At 40.9% G+C, this 18,301-nt stretch carries 14 protein-coding genes, 2 rRNA genes and 1 other annotated feature (1 of these 17 running past the window's edge); of the genes, 12 read left to right on the forward strand and 4 right to left on the reverse strand.

Translation table 11 applies throughout. The annotated features are described in order from the left end of the window. The 4 genes from MHI10_RS00055 to MHI10_RS00070 all read left to right on the forward strand — a co-directional run. Nucleotides 1–2,883 (forward strand): 23S ribosomal RNA (locus tag MHI10_RS00055) (it extends 44 nt beyond the left edge of the window). Between the two features lie 187 nt (nt 2,884–3,070). Next, nucleotides 3,071–3,186: ribosomal RNA gene (rrf, locus tag MHI10_RS00060) — 5S ribosomal RNA — on the forward strand. A gap of 261 nt (nt 3,187–3,447) precedes the next feature. Continuing rightward, nucleotides 3,448–4,914 carry an IMP dehydrogenase gene (gene guaB, locus MHI10_RS00065; RefSeq protein ID WP_340781936.1) on the forward strand — a complete coding sequence of 489 codons (1,467 nt, stop codon included), beginning with the start codon at nt 3,448–3,450 and terminating at the stop codon, nt 4,912–4,914. 162 nt (nt 4,915–5,076) lie between these two features. After that, nucleotides 5,077–6,387: a serine hydrolase gene (locus tag MHI10_RS00070; protein WP_445683202.1), complete on the forward strand. Its 1,311-nt coding sequence runs from the start codon at nt 5,077–5,079 to the stop codon at nt 6,385–6,387. 225 nt (nt 6,388–6,612) lie between these two features. Here the strand turns inward: MHI10_RS00070 and pdxR are convergent, their stop codons facing one another. Further along, nucleotides 6,613–8,010, reverse strand: a complete 1,398-nt coding sequence (gene pdxR, locus MHI10_RS00075) for a MocR-like pyridoxine biosynthesis transcription factor PdxR (RefSeq protein WP_340781938.1) — start codon at nt 8,008–8,010, stop codon at nt 6,613–6,615. Nucleotides 8,011–8,163: 153 nt separating this feature from the next. Continuing rightward, nucleotides 8,164–8,375 (forward strand) — a binding site (T-box leader). 97 nt (nt 8,376–8,472) lie between these two features. On the opposite strand from pdxR, the gene serS reads away from it, so the two are divergent. The 5 genes from serS to MHI10_RS00100 all read left to right on the forward strand — a co-directional run bounded on the left by serS (nt 8,473) and on the right by MHI10_RS00100 (nt 14,157). Further along, nucleotides 8,473–9,765 (forward strand): serine--tRNA ligase, encoded by a 1,293-nt coding sequence (serS, locus tag MHI10_RS00080; RefSeq protein WP_340781939.1) that lies wholly within the window; start codon nt 8,473–8,475, stop codon nt 9,763–9,765. Between the two features lie 61 nt (nt 9,766–9,826). Continuing rightward, nucleotides 9,827–10,261, forward strand: coding sequence for a GNAT family N-acetyltransferase (locus MHI10_RS00085; protein ID WP_340781940.1), 435 nt, complete (start codon nt 9,827–9,829; stop codon nt 10,259–10,261). Nucleotides 10,262–10,653: 392 nt separating this feature from the next. Continuing rightward, nucleotides 10,654–11,487 carry an AhlS family quorum-quenching N-acyl homoserine lactonase gene (ahlS, locus tag MHI10_RS00090; RefSeq protein ID WP_340781941.1) on the forward strand — a complete coding sequence of 278 codons (834 nt, stop codon included), beginning with the start codon at nt 10,654–10,656 and terminating at the stop codon, nt 11,485–11,487. Nucleotides 11,488–11,580: 93 nt separating this feature from the next. Further along, nucleotides 11,581–13,014: an aldehyde dehydrogenase family protein gene (locus MHI10_RS00095; RefSeq protein ID WP_340781942.1), complete on the forward strand. Its 1,434-nt coding sequence runs from the start codon at nt 11,581–11,583 to the stop codon at nt 13,012–13,014. A 12-nt stretch (nt 13,015–13,026) separates the two neighbouring features. Next, on the forward strand, nt 13,027–14,157 hold the full coding sequence (locus MHI10_RS00100; protein ID WP_340781943.1) for a zinc-dependent alcohol dehydrogenase family protein: 1,131 nt from the start codon (nt 13,027–13,029) through the stop codon (nt 14,155–14,157). A 28-nt stretch (nt 14,158–14,185) separates the two neighbouring features. On the opposite strand, the gene MHI10_RS00105 is transcribed toward MHI10_RS00100, so the two are convergent. Beyond that, nucleotides 14,186–14,872: a YwaF family protein gene (locus MHI10_RS00105; RefSeq protein WP_340781944.1), complete on the reverse strand. Its 687-nt coding sequence runs from the start codon at nt 14,870–14,872 to the stop codon at nt 14,186–14,188. 79 nt (nt 14,873–14,951) lie between these two features. After that, nucleotides 14,952–15,446, reverse strand: coding sequence for a tRNA adenosine(34) deaminase TadA (tadA, locus tag MHI10_RS00110; protein ID WP_340781945.1), 495 nt, complete (start codon nt 15,444–15,446; stop codon nt 14,952–14,954). A gap of 244 nt (nt 15,447–15,690) precedes the next feature. Between tadA and MHI10_RS00115 the strand changes: the two genes are divergently transcribed. Both MHI10_RS00115 and MHI10_RS00120 read left to right on the forward strand, forming a co-directional pair. Beyond that, nucleotides 15,691–16,323 (forward strand): deoxynucleoside kinase, encoded by a 633-nt coding sequence (locus tag MHI10_RS00115; RefSeq protein WP_340781946.1) that lies wholly within the window; start codon nt 15,691–15,693, stop codon nt 16,321–16,323. Nucleotides 16,324–16,325: 2 nt separating this feature from the next. After that, on the forward strand, nt 16,326–16,994 hold the full coding sequence (locus tag MHI10_RS00120) for a deoxynucleoside kinase (protein WP_340781947.1): 669 nt from the start codon (nt 16,326–16,328) through the stop codon (nt 16,992–16,994). 59 nt (nt 16,995–17,053) lie between these two features. Here the strand turns inward: MHI10_RS00120 and MHI10_RS00125 are convergent, their stop codons facing one another. Continuing rightward, nucleotides 17,054–17,434: a sodium:proton antiporter gene (locus MHI10_RS00125; protein WP_340781948.1), complete on the reverse strand. Its 381-nt coding sequence runs from the start codon at nt 17,432–17,434 to the stop codon at nt 17,054–17,056. A gap of 162 nt (nt 17,435–17,596) precedes the next feature. On the opposite strand from MHI10_RS00125, the gene MHI10_RS00130 reads away from it, so the two are divergent. Next, nucleotides 17,597–18,223 carry an RraA family protein gene (locus MHI10_RS00130; protein WP_340781949.1) on the forward strand — a complete coding sequence of 209 codons (627 nt, stop codon included), beginning with the start codon at nt 17,597–17,599 and terminating at the stop codon, nt 18,221–18,223. Nucleotides 18,224–18,301: the final 78 nt, after the last annotated feature.

Consider the following 18,301-nt stretch of genomic DNA (forward strand, 5'->3'; position numbering starts at 1 on the left):
GTCGATGAAGGACGGCACTAACACCGATATGCTTTGGGGAGCTGTAAGTAAGCTTTGATCCAGAGATTTCCGAATGGGGGAACCCACTATGTTTAATCGCATAGTATCTTCACGTGAATACATAGCGTGTTGAGGACAGACGCAGAGAACTGAAACATCTAAGTACCTGCAGGAACAGAAAGAAAATTCGATTCCCTGAGTAGCGGCGAGCGAAACGGGAAGAGCCCAAACCAAAGAGCTTGCTCTTTGGGGTTGTAGGACATTCTATACGGAGTTACAAAAGAATGAGATAGTTGAAGCGGCTTGGAAAGGCCCGCCATAGAAGGTAAAAGCCCTGTAAGTGAAACCTCATTCCCTCTTGAATGTATCCTGAGTACGGCGGAACACGTGAAATTCCGTCGGAATCTGGGAGGACCATCTCCCAAGGCTAAATACTACCTAGTGACCGATAGTGAACCAGTACCGTGAGGGAAAGGTGAAAAGCACCCCGGAAGGGGAGTGAAATAGATCCTGAAACCGTGTGCCTACAAGTAGTTAGAGCCCGTTAATGGGTGATAGCGTGCCTTTTGTAGAATGAACCGGCGAGTTACGATTACGTGCGAGGTTAAGTTGATAAGACGGAGCCGCAGCGAAAGCGAGTCTGAATAGGGCGAATTAGTACGTGGTCGTAGACCCGAAACCAGGTGATCTACCCATGTCCAGGGTGAAGGTGAGGTAACACTTACTGGAGGCCCGAACCCACGTACGTTGAAAAGTGCGGGGATGAGGTGTGGGTAGCGGAGAAATTCCAATCGAACCTGGAGATAGCTGGTTCTCTCCGAAATAGCTTTAGGGCTAGCCTCGTGATTGAGAATACTGGAGGTAGAGCACTGTTTGGACTAGGGGGGCATCTCGCTTTACCGAATTCAGACAAACTCCGAATGCCAGATATTTATACACGGGAGTCAGACTGCGAGTGATAAGATCCGTAGTCAAGAGGGAAACAGCCCAGACCACCAGCTAAGGTCCCAAAGTAATCGTTAAGTGGAAAAGGATGTGGCGTTGCTTAGACAACCAGGATGTTGGCTCAGAAGCAGCCATCATTTAAAGAGTGCGTAATAGCTCACTGGTCGAGTGACGCTGCGCCGAAAATTTATCGGGGCTAAACGATTCACCGAAGCTGTGGATGCATCCGTATGGATGCGTGGTAGGAGAGCGTTCTAAGGGCGTTGAAGTCAGACCGGAAGGACTGGTGGAGCGCTTAGAAGTGAGAATGCCGGTATGAGTAGCGAAAGACGGGTGAGAATCCCGTCCACCGTATGACTAAGGTTTCCTGAGGAAGGCTCGTCCGCTCAGGGTTAGTCGGGACCTAAGCCGAGGCCGATAGGCGTAGGCGATGGACAACAGGTTGATATTCCTGTACCACCTCCTCACCGTTTGAGAAATGGGGGGACGCAGTAGGATAGGGTAAGCAGAGCGTTGGTTGTCTCTGTTCAAGCAGTAAGGCGTGTGTGTAGGCAAATCCGCACACTAATACGTTGAGCTGTGATGACGAGTCCGTATGGACGAAGTTCCTGATTTCACACTGCCAAGAAAAGCCTCTATCGAGGTGAGAGGTGCCCGTACCGCAAACCGACACAGGTAGTCGAGGAGAGAATCCTAAGGTGTGCGAGAGAACTCTCGTTAAGGAACTCGGCAAAATGACCCCGTAACTTCGGGAGAAGGGGTGCTCTTGAGCGTGCAAGCGCATGAGAGCCGCAGTGAATAGGCCCAGGCGACTGTTTAGCAAAAACACAGGTCTCTGCAAAACCGTAAGGTGAAGTATAGGGGCTGACGCCTGCCCGGTGCTGGAAGGTTAAGAGGAGTGGTTAGCGCAAGCGAAGCTACGAATTGAAGCCCCAGTAAACGGCGGCCGTAACTATAACGGTCCTAAGGTAGCGAAATTCCTTGTCGGGTAAGTTCCGACCCGCACGAAAGGCGTAACGATCTGGGCACTGTCTCAACGAGAGACTCGGTGAAATTATAGTACCTGTGAAGATGCAGGTTACCCGCGACAGGACGGAAAGACCCCGTGGAGCTTTACTGTAGCCTGATATTGAATTTTGGTACAACTTGTACAGGATAGGTAGGAGCCAGAGATCTCGGAGCGCCAGCTTCGAAGGAGGCGTCAGTGGGATACTACCCTGGTTGTATTGAACTTCTAACCCATGCCCCTTAACGGGGTAGGAGACAGTGTCAGGCGGACAGTTTGACTGGGGCGGTCGCCTCCTAAAGAGTAACGGAGGCGCCCAAAGGTTCCCTCAGAATGGTTGGAAATCATTCGTAGAGTGTAAAGGCATAAGGGAGCTTGACTGCGAGACCTACAAGTCGAGCAGGGTCGAAAGACGGGCTTAGTGATCCGGTGGTTCCGCATGGAAGGGCCATCGCTCAACGGATAAAAGCTACCCCGGGGATAACAGGCTTATCTCCCCCAAGAGTCCACATCGACGGGGAGGTTTGGCACCTCGATGTCGGCTCATCGCATCCTGGGGCTGTAGTCGGTCCCAAGGGTTGGGCTGTTCGCCCATTAAAGCGGTACGCGAGCTGGGTTCAGAACGTCGTGAGACAGTTCGGTCCCTATCCGTCGTGGGCGTAGGAAATTTGAGAGGAGCTGTCCTTAGTACGAGAGGACCGGGATGGACACACCGCTGGTGTACCAGTTGTTCTGCCAAGAGCATCGCTGGGTAGCTATGTGTGGACGGGATAAGTGCTGAAAGCATCTAAGCATGAAGCCCCCCTCAAGATGAGATTTCCCATTACGCAAGTAAGTAAGACCCCTGAAAGACGATCAGGTAGATAGGTTCGAGGTGGAAGTGTGGCGACATATGGAGCTGACGAATACTAATCGGTCGAGGACTTAACCACAATTTATTGCACAATTCAATGAAACGTTTATCCAGTTTTGAAAGAATAATCTTTCTAACCTTAGGGTTTCAAGACACAAGCTAGTCAAGGAAACAACTGAGCGAATGAAGGAGCGTACTTAAGTACGTGACTGATTGAGCGAAGACGGTTGACGCAGGATAGCGCCGTGTATTGGAAGCCGAATAAGTGAAGTGATGATGGCAAAGAGGTCACACCCGTTCCCATACCGAACACGGAAGTTAAGCTCTTTAGCGCCGATGGTAGTTGGGGGCTTCCCCCTGTGAGAGTAGGACATCGCTTCGCACATTAAGGCCCACTGAGAAATCAGTGGGTTTTTTAGTAAATAAAAATAAGAATGAACTTTTGAAAAATAACCACTTTATAAAAGTAACATTTAATATAGATTTTTTTCTTATTATTGAAAGATGTAGTATGATAAATAAATATCATTTTATAGAAACTTTAATATTCCGAATTATTTTACTTCTTGAAGATTCTTGACAGCGGAGGTTCACGTTGATAATCTTACAATAATATTCTTTTATATAGGGGGAATTCTCAAAAATGTGGGAAACAAAATTTGCTAAAGAAGGCTTAACATTTGATGATGTATTATTAGTACCAGCACACTCTGAAGTCTTACCGAAAGATGTAAACTTATCTGTACAATTAACAAAGAAAATTAAGTTAAACATTCCAATGATTTCTGCAGGGATGGATACTGTAACAGAAGCAAAAATGGCAATCGCTATGGCACGTCAAGGTGGTATCGGAATTGTTCATAAAAATATGAGCATTGATGAGCAAGCAGAAGAAGTCGAAAAAGTAAAACGTTCAGAAAACGGCGTTATTACAAATCCATTCTTCCTAACGCCAGAACATCAAGTATTTGATGCAGAGCACTTAATGGGCAAATACCGCATTTCAGGTGTTCCTATTGTAAATAATATGGAAGACCAAAAGTTAGTAGGTATTATTACAAATCGTGATTTACGTTTTATTTCAGATTACTCTTTAAAAATTGATGATGTAATGACGAAAGAAGATCTAATTACGGCGGCTGTCGGTGCAACATTAGAAGATGCAGAGAAAATCCTCCAACAATATAAAATCGAGAAATTGCCTATCGTTGATGAAGACGGTAAGTTAAAAGGTTTAATTACGATTAAAGATATTGAAAAAGTAATCGAATTCCCGAATGCTGCTAAAGATCCACATGGTCGTCTAGTTGTAGGAGCAGCGGTGGGCGTTTCTAAAGACACAATGTTGCGTATTGCAAAGCTTGTAGAAGCACAAGTAGACATTATCGTAATCGATACAGCGCACGGTCACTCACAAGGCGTTTTAAATACAATTTCAGATATCCGTGCAGCTTATCCAGAATTAGATATTGTTGCTGGAAACGTAGCGACAGCAGAAGGTACTCGTGCTTTATTTGAAGCAGGTGCTGATGTTGTTAAAGTAGGTATCGGTCCAGGTTCAATTTGTACGACTCGCGTAGTTGCAGGTGTAGGTGTACCTCAAATTACAGCAGTTTATGATGCAGCTTCAATTGCTCGTGAATATGGTAAAACAATCATCGCTGACGGCGGTATTAAATATTCAGGTGATATTGTAAAAGCTCTTGCAGCAGGTGGACATGTCGTAATGCTTGGTTCATTACTTGCAGGTACTTCAGAATCTCCTGGTGAAACAGAAATTTTCCAAGGTCGTCGTTTCAAAGTATACCGTGGTATGGGTTCACTTGGCGCAATGGAAAAAGGTTCTAAGGATCGTTACTTCCAAGAAGATGCGAAAAAACTAGTTCCAGAAGGCATTGAAGGTCGTCTTCCTTATAAAGGGCCTTTAGCAGATACGATTCATCAATTACTTGGTGGTATTCGTGCAGGTATGGGCTACTGTGGTGCACCAGACCTTGAGTATTTACGTGAGAAATCTCAATTTATTAAAATGACGGGTGCAGGCTTACGTGAGTCTCATCCACATGATGTACAAATTACAAAAGAAGCACCAAACTACTCTATCCAATAATTACATGCAACTTTTAGATGCTACTGTCGTCAAAACAACGATAGTAGCGTTTTTTTATGAAAAGGGAGCCCCAATTGAGTGGGCTGTATGATAAAATGACGGAGACAAGAAAAATAAAAATTATTTGGAGGTAGCCTTGTGAAGAAAGTAAACACAAAATCAATGCTTAGTTTTTTATTGATTCCGATAATGTTACTGAGCATGTTAGGAATAGCACCCGCTACAACAAATGCGGCAACAGATTTAGGATTAACAGTAGATGCAGCAATTTTAATTGACGCAGATTCAGGAAAGATTTTATATGAACAAAATGCAGGAACATCACTTGGAATTGCAAGTATGACGAAGATGATGACGGAGTATTTATTACTTGATGCAATTAAAGCAGGTACAGTAACATGGGAGCAACAATATAACGTAACACCGTATACATATAAAGTTTCCCAAAATCGTTTATTAAGTAATGTACCTTTACGAGAAGATGGTACGTATTCAATTAAGGAATTGTATGAAGCTATGGCAATTTACTCTGCCAATGCAGCAACGATTGCGATTGCTGAAACAATTGCTGGCACAGAGAAGGAATTTTTAAAGTTAATGAATAAAAAGGCAGAAGAGTTAGGCTTAGAAAATTATAAATTCGTTAACTCTTCAGGTTTAAATAACTCAGATTTACTAGGGGAGCACCCTGAAGGAACGGGCGCCAATGATGAGAACGTTATGCCTGCTCGCTCGGTGGCAAAGCTTGCGTATCATTTATTAAAAGATCACCCGGAAATGTTAGAAACAGCAAAAATTGAGAAGAAGGTATTCCGTGAAGGTACTTCAGACGCAATTTTAATGTCAAATTGGAATTTCATGCTACCAGGTCTTGTTTATAAATATGAAGGTGTAGATGGACTAAAAACAGGTACAACGGATTTTGCAGGACATAGCTTTACAGGAACAGCGAAACGTGGAGATACGCGTTTAATCGCTGTTGTAATGAAGGCAGTAGATTCAAAAGGAGTAGGCTCTTATAAGGCACGTTTTGATGCAACAGCGAAATTATTCGATTATGGCTTTGGGCAATTTACGAAACATGAAATTATTCCAGCCAATTACGTTTTCGAAAAACAAAAAACAATACCTGTTATAAAAGGTAAAGAAGATACAGTAAATATTGCTGTAAAAGAACCTATTTCGGTAATGGTTAATACGAATGAAAAAGATTTATATGTGCCTAAATTAGCTTTAGATACAGATGAATTAGAAGCTGATGTCAAAGCTGGTAAAGTTGTCGGGAAAGTTGTAGTAGAACGTACAGAAGGCACAGATTATGGCTATATTGATGGTTCAAGTATTACTGCAGATGTCGTGACAACAGAAAGTGTAGAACGTGCAGGGAAGGTATCACTATTCTTCCAAGGAATCGGGAGCTTCTTCGGTAATTTATGGAGTGGTATATTTGGATTTATCGGTGGAACAGTTTAATTAATTTTAAATGATGAACACATAATTCTCAATTTGAGAATTATGTGTTTTTTTGAATAAATTACACAGTAAATATTTATTTCATAAAGAATTAGATAGGTTAATTTTAAACGGGGTTTGAGTGTTCATACTGTGGACATAAAAAATGATGGCTATATGGACACATAGTGGACTAGATATATTGGTTGGACCATCATCCAATGAAAATGGTCCCTTCTTAAAGGATCAGTCCCTTTTTTGAATACCCCAACAGGCCATTAATTGTTGAATGTAGCTTTCTAATAATGTCAGAGGAATATTTCCAAAGCCTAATAAAAAAACACGTTCACGAGATTGATTTTCGGTTAATGTATAGTTTGATAGTGGGGCTATGTGAATGCCCTCTTCTAATGCAATAACATGGAGCTGTTGTTCATTTTGATGATGAGGTACGGAAATGAGCAAATGTGTCCCTGCTGCATCACCTGAAACATGAACTTCAGGAAATTGGTTAGAAAAAATTTCGATTATCTTATCATGCTTTTTCCGATAAATTTTACGCATTCGATTTAAATGTTTTGAAAAATGTCCATCTTTCATAAAGCTCGCTAAAATATGTTGCTCAAATCGAGGAACGGTTGCTGAATAATAAATAAAATCAGTTTGATAACGTTTTAACAGAGCAGGTGGTAAAACGAAAAAGGCCACGCGTAATGATGGCATTAATGATTTGGTAAATGTGCTTAAATAAATCACCCGCTCATTTTGATCCAGACCTTGCAATGCTGGGATTGGCTTTCCGATATAGCGAAACTCGCTATCATAATCATCTTCAATAATATAGCGGTTTGATGCCTGTGCTGCCCACTTCAAAAGTTGTGTGCGCCGATTGGCTGATAGAACGGCCCCTGTTGGGAATTGATGTGAAGGGGTCACATAAACTAAATTTGCAGAGGTTTTTTGTAATTCTTCAATGATGAGTCCATCAGTATCTATGGGTACCGGGATGGCCCGCTGTTTTAACTGATCTGGGTGAATCGGCGAGTAGCCTGGATTTTCAAGTGCTAAACGAGTATTGTCATCAAATAACTTTAAAATCATCGGCAGGAGTTGCTCTGTTCCCGAACCAATAACAATTTGCTCAGGGGTACATTTAATACCGCGTGATTGATGCAAGTAGTTGGCGATTTCAATCCGTAGTGCTAACTCACCTTGTCGCTCACCAGTTTGTAATAAGTGCTTGAAAGGTGTATCGAGTACATCCTTTGCATATTTACGCCAAATTGTAAAAGGGAAGGAATTTTCATCAATTTGAGCCGTAGAAAAATCAATGGCATATGTAGTTTTTTCCTTTGGAATACTATGTATTTCAGAGTTTACTGGAATGACAAAGGGAAGCTCGTCAATATCCTCTACAAAGTATCCTACACGCGGTTTAGACATAATATAGCCTTCTGCAAGTAGCTGGGCATAAGCGAGTTCAACGGTCGTTTGACTAATACTAAAAAAGTCAGCGAGCTCGCGTTTGGATGGCAATCGGGCACCGACAGCTAATTGCTGCTTTGAGATGGCATTTTTTATACCAATATAAAGCTGTTCGTATAGGGGAATAGTGTTATCCTTTTGCAATTGAAAAAAAAGCATAAAATCGCCTCCTTATTGACTATGTTAAATTATAGACTTTTTAATAAATGAACAATGTCAAAAAAGTATAGCATAATCCACTTTCGTTAGGAATGTTTTAGCGGAAACTTGCAAAAATGAGTTGTATATAGTACAGTATGGTTAAATTTATAGTTGAATTCGATGATAGGAAGTAGTAGCAAGTCTGTTTTTTCAAAGAGAGTCAGCGGTTGGTGGAAGCTGATAAAGGCACTTGTGAATCCGTCCTGGAGATGCTGAGTTGAATTTTTTTAACTTGGCCGGCTTACCAAAGTCGTTATGAAGTAAGTGGAATAGACTTGTTCTATTCAATTAGGGTGGCAACGCGGGTAGCTCTCGTCCCTTTCATAGGGATGGAGGGCTTTTTTGTGTTCTCTTTACTAATACACTAACGCATTAAAGTGCGCAATATCATCAATTCAATTGACTTAGGAGGAAGAAAATATGTTAGATATTAAACGTGTTCGTGAGAATTTTGAAGAAGTGAAAAAAATGCTTCTAACTCGTAATGAAGATTTAGGTAACTTAGATAACTTTGAGCCACTAGACAAAAAACGCCGTGAATTAATTGCGAAAACAGAAGAATTAAAGGCTGAGCGTAATAAAGTATCAGAGCAAATTTCTGTCATGAAACGTAATAAAGAAGATGCAACAGAAGTTATTGCACGCATGCGTCAAGTAGGCGATGAAATTAAAGCACTTGATACGGAATTAAATGCAATTGAAGAAGAATTCAAAGATATGATGATGCGTTTACCAAATATCCCACATGAGTCTGTACCAGTTGGAACGGAAGAGGAAGATAACGTAGAAGATTATAAATGGGGGAATGTTCCTACATTTGATTTCGAAACAAAAGCACACTGGGATATCGCAAAAGATTTAGATATCGTGGATTTTGAACGTGGTGCAAAAGTGGCGGGAAGTCGTTTCCTATTCTATAAAGGATTAGGTGCGCGTTTAGAGCGTGCGTTAATTAGCTTTATGATGGATTTACATGCGGATCACCATGGCTATACAGAAATGTTGCCACCACAAATCGTCAACCGCGATAGCTTAACAGGTACAGGTCAATTACCGAAATTTGAAGAGGATGTATTCAAATTAGTGCGTGAGGAAGATGAAGTAGACTTTTACTTAATCCCAACAGCTGAAGTGCCCGTAACAAACTATTACCGCGATGAAATTTTAACAGCAGAAATGTTGCCACAAGCATTTACAGCTTACAGTGCAAACTTCCGTTCAGAGGCTGGTTCAGCTGGTCGTGATACACGCGGATTAATTCGTCAGCACCAATTTAATAAAGTCGAATTAGTGCGTTTTGTGAAACCAGAAGAATCTTATGAGCAATTAGAATTATTAACAGGTCATGCTGAAAAAGTATTGCAATTATTAGGCTTACCATACCGCAAATTAAAAATGTGTACAGCAGATTTAGGCTTTACAGCAGCTAAGAAATACGATTTAGAAGTATGGATTCCAGCACAAGATATGTACCGCGAAATTTCTTCTTGTTCAAACTTTGAAGATTTCCAAGCGCGTCGTGCCAATATCCGTTTCCGTCGTGAAGCAAATGCAAAACCTGAATATGTACACACATTAAACGGTTCAGGTTTAGCAATTGGTCGTACAGTAGCAGCGCTTTTAGAAAACTATCAACAAGCAGATGGTTCTGTTGTTATTCCAGAAGTATTACGTCCATACATGGGTGGCGTAGAAGTTATTACAGCAAAATAATGAGAAGGGGGACTCTTTTATGGAGTTGCCCCTTTTTTGAACTGTAGGGGAGATAAGTAAAATGGAAATTCAATTATTTCAGCAAGAAATACCAAGAGCTATTTTAGATGGCATTCAACAAGTACATAGCGCGGTTTTTGATGGGGCAATTTTGAAAGAGGACAAGCTTCAGCAAAAGGTAAATTTACTAGCTGTCGTCGCTGTAGAAGAGGGTGTTGTTGCAGGATTTAAGCTTGGATATGAGCAGCCAGATGGTGTGTTTTATAGCTGGCTTGGTGGGGTTCATCCGGAGTTTCAACAGCGTGGTGTTGCGACGAAATGTATGACGGCACAGCATGAGTGGTGCAAGCAGCATGGTTATACCCGCGTTCGCACATATGGTCGTAATGAAAGGAAAGCGATGCTAATTGTAAATTTAAAAGCAGGCTTCGAAATTACCTCGACATTTACCGATGCAAAGGGTCGTCATAAAATTGTATTTGAGAAGATGTTATAAAGGACATAGTTGATTCATTTATAAGGCAAAAAAAGAACGAGGCTATTCGTAATGAGTAGCCTTGTTCTTTTTCATTAATTGAATCCTACGAATATTTAATTGCTTGGTATATTTCGAGGTAGGTTAAATATATTGTAAAAAGTGGAATGTCGAATACAAACCGAGAATCTCTGGTATTTTAGTTTTCCATTTAGAAGTACATCTAGACTAGCATGTGTAATATGTGGCTCTAATAGCTGGCATCCAAGCACGAAATTACCTTCTTTAATTGTCTTTAAAATTTGAACATGCTTCTTTTATAACAATTCATTAAGAGGTGGTGGGGTTGCCGTTACTTGACCCAAAATAATCATCAGGAAATTAAAAATAAAACATAAACGGGAGGAATAAATATGTGTAATAAAAAGGTGTATGTGCTTGATACGGGGACGATGAAGATGGATAAAAATTATATGATTGCGATGCACAATCCAGCAAGTATCACGAATCCAAATACGCCAGCGGAATTTGTTGAATTTCCAGTTTATGCAGTATTGATTGACCACCCAGAAGGTAAGATTTTATTTGATACAGGATGTAATCCAGATGGTATGGGGGAAGATGGGCGTTGGCCAGAGGGAGTACAGCAATTATTCCCAGCATTCCAAAGTGAGGAGTGCTATTTAATTAACCGTTTAGAGCAATTAAAAGTACGCCCTGAGGATATTAAATATGTAGTTGCCTCACATTTACATTTAGATCACGCAGGCTGCTTAGAGTTATTTACGAATGCAGAAATTATTGTGCACGATTCAGAGTTGTCTAATGTAATGAAGGCTTTTGCACTGACTAAAGATATGGGGGCATATATTTGGGGCGATGTTATGGCATGGATTCAAAAAGAGTTAAGATGGCGTACGATTAAGCCACATGAAAAAGAAGTGCCTTTAGTAGACGGAATTAAAATTATTAACTTTGGACCAGGTCATGCGTATGGCATGCTAGGTTTGCATGTTGAGCTTCCAGGGCATGGAAATGTCTTACTTGCTTCTGATGCACTTTATACAGAAGAAAGCTATGGTCCACCGGTAAAGCCACCGGGCATTTTATATGATTCAGTCGGCTATAATTCCACAGTTGAGCGTATTCGTGATTTTGCAACGCACAATGACTCAGAAATTTGGTTTGGTCATGACGCGAAACAATTTAAATCCTTTGTTAAATCAACAGATGGCTATTACGAATAATAGATAGCACACCCTAAGTATATTCTTTGGATGGCTTTGTCACTATCATGCTGAGGGACAAGGTAATATAAACAGGCTAAGGGGGGATCAATTATGCAAAAAATTGGCTCCATTATTAATGGTGAGCATCTTGTTAATGAAAAGGCGCAAACATTAGCAGTACGTAACCCATATAGTGGCGAACAGCTCGCAACAATTTATTGTGCAACTAAAGAAGAAGTAATTGAAGCGGTAAATACGGCACAAATAACTTTTACAACAGCGATGCGAGAAATGCCAGCCCATGAGCGGGGCAAGATTTTAGCAAATGCTTCGAAATTATTAGAAGAACGTGGTGAACAATTTGCCAAAACTATTAGCCAAGAAGCGGGCAAGCCAATTAATGAAGCAAGGGGTGAGGTACTGCGTGCGGTGCAAGTATTACAATTTGCAAGTGAAGAAGCAAAGCGTTTGCACGGTGAACAAATCCCAATGGATAGTGCAATTGGTGGCGAGCGACAAATTGGTATTACGAAGCGTGTACCACTAGGTGTGATTGCAGCGATTACACCATTTAATTTCCCATTAAATTTAGCCCTACATAAAATTGCTCCAGCGATTGCGGTAGGGAATACCATTGTCTTAAAACCAGCTGAAAAAACACCGCTTTCTTCGGTCTTACTATATGACTTATTTGCCGATGCAGGGTTACCATCGGGGGCTTTAAATATTATTCAAGGACCTGGAACGGAATTAGTGGAACCACTCGTTACGCATACTGCCGTAAAAAAGGTGACGTTCACAGGAAGTGGCAAAGTAGGCTGGAGTATTAAAGAGTTAGCAGGAAGAAAGCCTGTCACATTAGAATTAGGATCGAATGCTCCTAATATTATTTTTGCCGATGCGAATCTTGAACATGCAGCTACAACAATTGTGATGGCAGGCTATACGTTTGCAGGTCAAGCTTGTGTATCCGCACAGCGAATTTATGTGGAAGCAGCTATTTATGACGAATTCATAAGTTTGTTACATCAGAAAGTTGAAAGTTTAGTAGTGGGAGATCCTGCCGAGGAAACTACGCAGCTTGGTCCGATGATTACTGAAGAGGCAGCTATACGCGCAGAAGAGTGGATCCAAGAGGCAGTGTTGCAAGGTGCAAAGATTCGTACGGGTGGCACACGTAACAAAACAATTATTACACCTACGATTATCGAAAACGTTAACCCCACTATGCAAGTTGTTTGTATGGAAGTGTTTGCTCCAATTGTTGCAATACTCCCTTTTACCAATGAAGAAGAAGTGCTACAAGCAGCAAATGATACCGTATATGGCTTACAAGCAGGCGTTTTTACATCGGATATTAACCGTGCATTTAAATTCGCTGATCGTTTAGAGGTGGGCGGTGTGTGGATTAATGAGGCATCCGTGCGTCGCTACGATCATATGCCATATGGTGGTGTGAAAGAAAGTGGAACAGGGAAAGAGGGTATCCGTTATGCGATTGAAGGCATGTCGGATATTAAATTTATTGGAATTAAACTAATCTAAGGTAGGGATTGTATGAAAATTCGTTCAGCAATTTTAAGAACCTCGGGCGCCACACAACCGTATGCACAAAGTAGGCCGATTCATATTGAAGAAATAGAATTGGATGGACCACAAGAGGGAGAAGTATTAATTCAAATTATGGCAGCGAGTTTATGTCACTCGGATTTATCCGTAATTAACGGAAGTCGTCCACGTCCTTTACCAATGGCGCTTGGACATGAAGCTGCCGGTGTTGTAAAAGAGGTAGGGGCAGGTGTAGAAGGGTTCGAGCCTGGTGATAAGGTCATTTGCGTATTTGTTCCAAGTTGTGGGCAATGTATTCCGTGTGCGGAAGGACGTCCAGCACTTTGCGAACCAGGTGCAAAGTCGAATGGTGACGGGACATTACTTGGTGGTGGTCAACGCCTGCATGCAGAGGATGGAAAGATTGGCCATCACGTCGGTGTTTCGGCATTTTCTGAGTATGCAGTTGTATCGCAAAGTTCCCTTGTTAAAGTAGAAGAAGATTTACCTTTTGAAAAGCTTGCCTTATTTGGATGTGCGGTAATTACAGGTGTGGGTGCCGTCGTTAATACAGCCAAAGTGCAACTTGGTAGCTCGGTAGCTATTGTTGGATTGGGGGGGATTGGCTTAAGTGCCCTGCTTGGTGCAATTTCAGCTGGTGCGCGTGAGGTTATTGCCATTGATATTAATAGTCATAAGCTTGAGCAGGCGAAAGAATTAGGCGCGACAGCTGTTTTCAATTCAAAAGATACGGATGTTGTAGAGCGAGTAAAAGCTTATACAAATGGAGGCGTTGATTTTGCTTTTGAAACAGCGGGTGTTGTTCAGGCGATGGAAGTTGCCTATGCGATTACGAAGCGCGGTGGGACAACTACGACAACGGGGCTCCCACATCCAAAGCATAAATTTTCTTTCCCATACGTTACATTAACAGCAGAGGAAAAAACATTAAAAGGTTCTTATTTAGGAAGCTGTGTACCGAAGCGAGACATCCCAAACTATCTTCTTATGATGAAAACTGGGAAATTACCGGTGGATCAATTACTCTCGAATATTATTACGCTTGATGAAATTAATGAAGGCTTTGATTTATTAGCAACAGGAGATAATTCGCGTATTATTATTAAAATGGGTGAATAACAAAGAGTGGGCTAAAGTGAAGATGGTTTTAGCCCTTATTGCTTTTTGAAAAGGGTAAGTACATTAAAATCCATAATAGTAATAAAACGAGTGCAAGGCTCATTAAATAACCCGATGCACCGAATCCATCAAACAACCATTGCAGTGGTGTTCCTGAAACAGGTCGGTTTAAAAACATAAAATTCGTCTGAAAATGGCTATTATATAAGTAAATTGATGGTACAGTGAGTGCCAAAAATACGACTGCTCGCCATAAATCTTGCCATCGTAAATCAAGTTGTTTCGTTACGAGCAAAGGGATAATAAAAGCGAGCAATAATGCGTGAAATAAAAAACTATGCACATGGAGAAAGCTACCTACTGGATCAGCTGTCCATCCTGGAAAAATGAGTGCAATGGCAGCACCAGGTAATGTTAAGGCATATAGTATCGTTGCGGTTGTACGGCTCCCAAAATAAGCATGCCAACCTGTAATAAAAATGCCAAGCCCACATAAATGCAGTGGTGGACTCCAGTAGGAATACTGTCCCTGAACAAGTAAAAAGAGCTGTTTTGCACATTCTAAAACAAGTAATAACCAAAAAATGCATTTCAAATAAATCCGTTGATTTACTATATTAGAAAACTTATAAAAGTATATCGAAAAAATTAATGCACTACTAATGCTAACAAGCCAGATGATATGGGTGGAGTCGAATAAAGTAAATCCAATCATAGTAAGCCTCCTACTTATGGGGTAAGAAGAGCTGTCATTTCATGCTGTTAAGATACTAAGTATGCCATTGTTAGCTATTCTATTCTATTCTTAATCGTTTTTCAGCCTTTTTTCGTTCACGCAATGCGCGGAAAAAGTCGGTTAAAACTTGCCCACATGCCTCCGCTAAAATGCCTTCTGTCACTTCGCATTCATGATTAAATCGCGCATCGTTTAAAAGGCGGTATAAGGAATCAACACAGCCCGCTTTTAAGTCACGCGCACCGTACACAACGCGTGGAATCCGCGATTGTAATATAGCACCTGCACACATTGGGCAAGGCTCCAGTGTGACGTAAAGGGTCGTTTCCTCTAAGCGCCAACTCCCAATCTTCTTACAGGCTTCTTGAATGGCCATGCTTTCCGCGTGTGTTAATGCATTTTGCGTCGTTTCTCGTAAATTATGTGCGCGTGCAATAATCTCATCTTGGTAGACAATAACTGCACCAATCGGCACCTCGCCTAACGCAGCAGCTTTTTGCGCTTCTTCTAGCGCGATTTCCATATAGTATCGATCTTTATTAGTTGTTGTCATATTCAATCGCTCCTTCCGTTCATTGTAGCATGGCTTCGAAATACAGGCGATTTCAAAAAGTAGGGAACTAATAATACACCGGATTTCCTATTAGCATTGTATTAATTTTTCCATATTTAAAAGATTCATCTTAATTTTCCTCAATACTAATCCCTTCGCTCCATACAAAATTAATTTTTTTGTTGTCACCTAATCACTGTGATAAAATGAAAAGCACTGACTATATAGAGAAGGGGGACTTCTAGTGTCCGAGCCGTTTATCACAGTAGAAGGTCCGATCGGTGTGGGGAAAACGTCGTTATCAAAAGCAATTTCTGAGGCGTTTGACTACCATTTGTTAAAAGAGATTGTGGATGAAAATCCGTTTTTAGGGAAGTTTTATGAGGATATAGATGAGTGGAGCTTTCAAACAGAGATGTTTTTCCTATGCAATCGTTACAAGCAACTTTCGGATATTAATCATATTTTAGAAAAAAAATGTTCGGTCGTAGCTGATTATCATATTTTTAAAAATTTGATTTTCGCAAAGCGGACATTAAAGGTGTCGGAGTATGAGAAGTACGAAGCCATTTATACAATATTGACCAAGGATATGCCAAAGCCCAATATGGTCATTTATTTGCATGCAAGCCTGGATACGTTGATGGAACGAATTGCGATGCGTGGTCGGGAGTTTGAAAAGAATATTACACGCGATTATATGAAGCAGCTCTCGGCGGATTATCATGAATTTATTGGTCGTTTTGAGAAAATGTATCCCGAAATACCGGTCATTCATCTTGATGGAGACGCGCTTGATTTCGTAAAAAATGAAGAAGATATGCAAAACATTTTAAAAATTATTACAGAAAAGTTGCAACAAAGGAGTTTGCGGTAATTATGAATTTACGAGATAAATACAACATCCCAGCAAATGCAGTTATTACGATTGCAGGAACGGTCGGTGTCGGGAAGTCCACGATGACGAATGCATTAGCAAACGCATTAAATTTCCGAACATCTTTTGAAAAGGTTGATACAAACCCTTATTTAGATAAGTTTTATGATGATTTTGAGAAATGGAGCTTTCATTTACAAATTTACTTTTTAGCAGAGCGTTTTAAAGAGCAAAAGCGTATTTTTGAATATGGTGGAGGCTTTATTCAGGATCGTTCGATTTATGAGGATACGGGGATTTTTGCAAAAATGCATTATGATAAAGGGACGATGACGCCAACAGATTACGAAACGTATACGAATTTATTTGGCGCAATGGTGATGACTCCATATTTCCCACATCCAGATTTACTTATTTATTTAGAGGGACCGATTGAAGATGTCATCGGGCGGATTCAAGAGCGCGGGCGTGAGATGGAACAGCAAACACCACATGCCTATTGGGAAGAAATGCATAGCCGCTATGAAAATTGGATTAATGACTTTAACGCTTGTCCAGTGCTACGTATTAATATTAATGATTATGATTTAATGGAAAATCCAGAACAAGTAGAGCGTGTTGTGGCACGTATTGGTCATATGTTGGAACAAACGAGCCATTTGCGAAAATAAGAAAGCTTGAAGAAGAGGTGTCTTGATTTTATATCAAAATACCTCTTTTTGATTTGAAATTATTTTAAGATAAAGACCGCTATTAAAAGTGGAACTGTCACGAGCAGAAAGACGAAAAAGCTCCATACAAGCTGCATACCACTAGACATGTTTTTTGGTTTGATGCTAATGGATTCATATAGTTCATTAATTGCCCTCTGCTCCTTTTCGAACAGCATCGATTGGAACGTGTTGTAATCTTCAATATAAGAGGCAGGGTTATCAAAATGAAAGCGAATGGCGCGTATATCATCTGTTACTTCCTTGTCTTTATGGAAATAAGCAATAGTGGGCGCAATTCCCCCTGTTAATCGAGCAACGACATCAATATCGAAGGTTGTCATTTTATAAATAGGCTCTCCAGTGTCATTAATGGATTGTTGAATTAGTGGATTGTTCATATATAAGCCCCCTTTTCAAGTGTAAATAGTATTCCCCAAATGGAGAAGAATGTAACGGAATCTTCAGAAAAAACATTGCAATGGGAAAGAGTTATCTATTATGCTAAGTAGTAATTACAAATTTTAGGTGTTTGTAAAAGCATATGAAAAGGGGATGGGAATATGACAGCAATAACAACGTTCGAACAACGCTTGCTCGCACTACCAACGACGGCTATTTCTGATGCAACAGGGGGACATACAAATGTTGATGCATCAATTAAGCCATTAGCGGACCACTTTAAAATAGCGGGGCGAGTATTAACAGTGCGCTTACCAGATGGGGAAAATGGGGCAGTGTTAGAAGCGATTAGTAAAGCGGAAAAAGGGGATATTTTAGTCATTGATGCAAAAGGCAATACGAATCGTGCAGTTGCTGGGGATTTTGTTATGCAGCTTGCACAAGGTGTAGGCGTACAAGGCTTTGTTGTGGATGGTGTTATTCGTGATTTAGCAGCAGCAAGGGAGATTAATTTCCCTGTGTTTTCATTGGGAACGACAGTTGCAGCTGGTAATAAACATGGTGGCGGTGTGGTAGGGGGAGCTATATCGTTGGGGGGCGTTGCTGTTCAATCAGGCGACTATATTATTGGGGATATTGACGGAGTTATCATTGTTCCACAAGCAGATGTTGAACGGGTAATCCAAGCAGCAGAAGATAAGGTTGCAAAAGATGAGATGCGTGAACAACAAGCACTACATAACGGCGAGCAATCGATTCGAGCATACTTGGCTAAGGTATTAAAATAGATAAATTAATTTTGTATTTCCATGAAAAACGCACCATTCCAACGTAAAAATTGGAATGATGCGTTTTTCATTTTAGAC

The sequence above is a fragment of the Solibacillus sp. FSL K6-1523 genome (assembly GCF_038005225.1).
In the GTDB taxonomy this organism is placed as follows: domain Bacteria; phylum Bacillota; class Bacilli; order Bacillales_A; family Planococcaceae; genus Solibacillus.